Source organism: Chamaesiphon sp. VAR_69_metabat_338 (genome assembly GCF_031423935.1).
GTDB lineage: Bacteria > Cyanobacteriota > Cyanobacteriia > Cyanobacteriales > Chamaesiphonaceae > Chamaesiphon.
In genome coordinates this window covers 1-3,661 of sequence record NZ_JANPGM010000086.1, presented here as the reverse complement: position 1 = coordinate 3,661, position 3,661 = coordinate 1, and the positions used below count along the sequence as shown (strand labels likewise).

General features: G+C 48.3%; 6 protein-coding genes. 2 read left to right on the top strand and 4 right to left on the bottom strand.

Annotated features, from left to right (window positions below):
* On the bottom strand, positions 1-915 hold a 915-nt coding region (locus RMO84_RS02585; RefSeq protein WP_310486893.1), incomplete at its 3' end, for a hypothetical protein.
* A gap of 130 nt (positions 916-1,045) precedes the next feature.
* Positions 1,046-1,684 (bottom strand): phosphoribosylanthranilate isomerase, encoded by a 639-nt coding sequence (locus RMO84_RS02580; protein WP_310486892.1) that lies wholly within the window; start codon positions 1,682-1,684, stop codon positions 1,046-1,048.
* A gap of 143 nt (positions 1,685-1,827) precedes the next feature.
* Between RMO84_RS02580 and psaK the strand changes: the two genes are divergently transcribed.
* Complete coding sequence (gene psaK, locus RMO84_RS02575; RefSeq protein WP_310486891.1) at positions 1,828-2,097, top strand: photosystem I reaction center subunit PsaK; 270 nt, start codon at positions 1,828-1,830, stop codon at positions 2,095-2,097.
* A gap of 136 nt (positions 2,098-2,233) precedes the next feature.
* A complete protein-coding gene (locus RMO84_RS02570; protein ID WP_310486890.1) occupies positions 2,234-2,476 on the top strand; it encodes a photosystem I reaction center subunit PsaK in 243 nt (80 codons plus the stop codon).
* 136 nt (positions 2,477-2,612) lie between these two features.
* On the opposite strand, the gene ureA is transcribed toward RMO84_RS02570, so the two are convergent.
* Together ureA and RMO84_RS02560 are read right to left on the bottom strand one after the other, a co-directional pair.
* On the bottom strand, positions 2,613-2,915 hold the full coding sequence (gene ureA, locus RMO84_RS02565; RefSeq protein ID WP_310486889.1) for an urease subunit gamma: 303 nt from the start codon (positions 2,913-2,915) through the stop codon (positions 2,613-2,615).
* A gap of 90 nt (positions 2,916-3,005) precedes the next feature.
* Positions 3,006-3,661: urease accessory protein UreD (locus RMO84_RS02560; RefSeq protein WP_310486888.1), on the bottom strand; the 656-nt coding region annotated here is incomplete at its 5' end.

Below are 3,661 nucleotides of genomic sequence, written 5' to 3'. Positions count from 1 at the left end.
CCGCTCCCAGTCTCCCCGCTCCCCGCTCCCCGCTCCCCGCTCCCCGCTCCACGCTAAAGAATAAACTGCTAAATCCTGAAAAAACTTACCAATCATCGGCAATAATTCATCAATAAGATTTGCTTGGGTTTGTTGTTGAATTTGGTTGACCGATCGAGCGATCGACTCATTGACGATATCAAGTAAGCGATCGCAGGAAATCGCGTATTTTAATTGAGTGGGTTTGTCGCCATCTTTGGCTCGATCGAACATCCCTGTCGGTCGCACGCAAACTTCACTATAAATTAGTTCTTGCTTGGGATTGAATCTCGCCCCCGCGCTGACAAAATAGAAGCGATCGATAACTTTAATCGTCAATCGCTCTGTTTGCAAAAAGCTATTGACGTACTCAGTGCTAATTATTTTTCTGGCTTTGGCTAAGGATTGGATGCGATCGCTAATGTCTTGGCGCAAGGCGAGAATACTGCGATCGACGATCTTAATTGTGGCTTGCTGCTTGGTAAGTAACTGCTCTTTAATTTCGGTTTCGATATGATTTAAAGCTGATTCGATAAATAGTTCGGCATCTTTTTTGAAATCGAATTCTAAAACTCCAGTCGAACTAAATTCTAATTTAGACTTGAACCAATGTACGGGATGGCGGGGCGGAAAGCCCCGTTCGTCTTCCATATTCTCAATATGAGCGGTCATCACCCGTTGTAAGAATGGCATCCGCTCCTGTTCTTTTTCCAAGAGGAAATGGCGAAAAGATTTACTGAGCTGGGCTTGAATTTCACCGATATCGATGCGAAATTCTTCAGCGAGTATAGGTTGCAATCGCTCGATCGTCGCCAGACTTTCAGTCCGCACGGCATCGAGATTGACATCAGCAAAATCGGCTGAAGTATCGACATTGATGATTTTGCTACTATCCATGCAATCGCCTCTTGACTCTTAAAAACCTAGCTGTGACTCAAACCAATTTAGATAGCAGTTGTCTAGTGGCTGCGTCTCGACCTAGCGACGGCTCCACTAAATCGTTACTGTGAGTACTTTGCTCTTTATTTTAGCCTAATCTACTCCGTAAGTTGGCAAATAGTCGATCGACTAACTCTAGATCTTTGCTACCAGGCGAGACTTCTACCCCACTGGAGAGATCGATGCCATCGGGATGCAGTTGACTCAATGCTGTCTGGATATTATCGGGTGTCAATCCGCCAGCTAATAACCAGGGAATTGGGGGTGCAAACGCGGCTAAAGCTTGCCAGTCTAAAGTTTGCCCCGTACCGCCGAGGGCGTCGGGATGATAGGCATCGAGCAGCAAACTATCGACGACGGGACTATAAGTTTGAATGAGTTCGAGATCGCTACTACTACGGACGCGCCATGCTTTGACGATCTCGGTATGTGCTGGTAGAGCTTGGCGTAATTCCTGGCAAAACTCGATCGACTCCGTACCGTGGAGCTGGACGCTACTGAGTTCCGTGAGGCCGACGACATGGGCGATGGTGGCGATCGAGAAATCGGCAAATACGCCCACTGTATTGGCGACACTGCCGAGCTGGGCGACTAGTTCCACCAATCGCGTCAAATCTAGGTAGCGCGGCGAGTTGGGCACGCAAATAAACCCCAAATCCGTTGCGCCCATCTGCGCGATCGCCATTCCTTGATCGATCGTCATAATGCCACAAATTTTAATCCGCATCAGTGCCTCGCTTCGCGATAAATGTATCTAATTGTATCTAACTATGCGAATATTTGTTAAATATTAGAACGAATTGTGGAAGGAGATCGCCGAGCAATGAATAATTTCTATATTAGTTAATTGTCGATCGAGAGCCAAAATTTTTGTTAAGTAACTTAATTATTGCAGCGATTCCACATACCGAACCGTGGCGATCGATGACTGCATTGTTGATGATTATTTGTAACTTGTTAGCGATCGCCATTACCTTTGGCTTAACCAAGCTGCGCAAACGATTTGGCGGCGATCGCCATGACGATCGACTCTCTTCAGTTCGAGATTTCGGCTATTCCGAGCTGATCGCAGCGATGAGTTTTGGACATATTATTGGTGTGGGATTAGTGCTAGGATTAACCAACATTGGTATAATTTGATCGAGCACAAATTTATTCGGTTTATATTGTTGCGAAGATCGATACATTCTATCGATCGGTAGTGACTAAAAGCGATCGCTTAATCTAAATCGCAGGCTTTGAGCTGTTAATAGTTATTTTATTTTGGGAGTAAATCATGTTAGATTCGATGTTCTTGCTAGCGGCGATCGGGCCAAAGAGCCAAACTTGGTCGCCGACAATCGCGATCGTGATGACCGCTTTTACCGTACTGGGTATTCTGATCGCTGGTGTCGCTAAAAAAGCTGGCCCCTCGCTGTTTGGCGGTTTTACTGCGGGTCAAGTACTTGGTGGTGCCTCGTTCGGGCATGTGGTGGGTGCGGGTGCTGTGCTCGGTCTAACTCGCTTGGGTATCCTATAATTTATCGGCTACCTCAATCCCTCGACGACCCTACATTACCGTCGAGGGATATTTTGCGTCAAGAGGTTACCCAACCCCGACAATTAACCTGTAGGGGTGCCCCTCGTGGGTACCCTCCGGCCATAGCTCTTGGGGACTACAAGATCGGATCGTGAACTGTTACGAGTTTCGTCCCATCGGGAAATGTTGCCTCGACTTGGACATCATGAATCATCTCGGGAATCCCCTCCATCACATCCTCCCTTGCCAACAGGGTTTTGCCGTAGTTCATCAGCTCCGCCACAGTTTGCCCATCCCGCGCCCCTTCTAAAATCGCCGCCGAGATATAAGCAATTGCTTCGGGATAGTTGAGTTTCAGTCCCCTAGCCTTGCGACGTTCTGCAACCAAAGCGGCGGTGAAGATGAGTAATTTGTCTTTTTCTTGAGGGGATAGCTGCATTTTAGGGGATAGAGGGTAGGGGATTGGGGGTAGGGGGTTTTGCTCGATTCTACAACGAACTCCCAACTCCTAACTCCCAACTAATTAAGATTATTGCCACACTCGCAGGTGAATGGGGGGACTTTGGAGATATGAATGGCGGAGGAGGTGCCAGACGGCGGTGAACCAGCGACGGACTTCGGTGGTAGAGTCGCCGCGATAACGACATAATAAACCCTCCGTTAGACGGGTGACACCAATTTTTAGGGGATCGCCATCGAATAGAGATCGAGCAGCATCGACTAGATCTTTACTCACCATGCGATCGGGTGAGTCTAGCGATCGGACTCCAATCCAGGCTAGAGTACCGACGATCGGATAGCCAGCTAGACTATTAGCATCATCGATCGTTTCACCGCCAGATAATACCTGTCGATCGATCCAGATGGGCATTCCTTGACGATACACTTCGGTCGCTGCTTTCCAGATCCCAGTGGTAAACCGTTCGCCGCGTGCGGTGCGTCCAAACCGATTTATCTCCCACCCCAGCCAACTGGCTGTCGCGGCGAGATTGACCCGTAAGTGCTGTTGAAACAGCGCGCCATTAAAGATGATGGTTTCTTGGGGCAACCATTCTAGACAGGCATGTTCGCCGATATTCTGGACGATTTTTTGAGTGGCGATCGCGCCATTACTCCCGTAGATTTTACCAGCCGCTGCCGTGGTAATGACGGCACGAGCTTGAGATTGAAGATCGATATCGATAT

What these genes read in the sequence shown, in the direction of transcription:
- RMO84_RS02570 (WP_310486890.1), top strand. Translation starts at nt 2,234, where the DNA reads ATGTTAGATTCGATGTTCTTGCTAGCGGCGATCGGGCCAAAGAGCCAA.
- ureA (WP_310486889.1), bottom strand. Translation starts at nt 2,915, where the DNA reads ATGCAGCTATCCCCTCAAGAAAAAGACAAATTACTCATCTTCACCGCC.
- RMO84_RS02580 (WP_310486892.1), bottom strand. Translation starts at nt 1,684, where the DNA reads ATGCGGATTAAAATTTGTGGCATTATGACGATCGATCAAGGAATGGCG.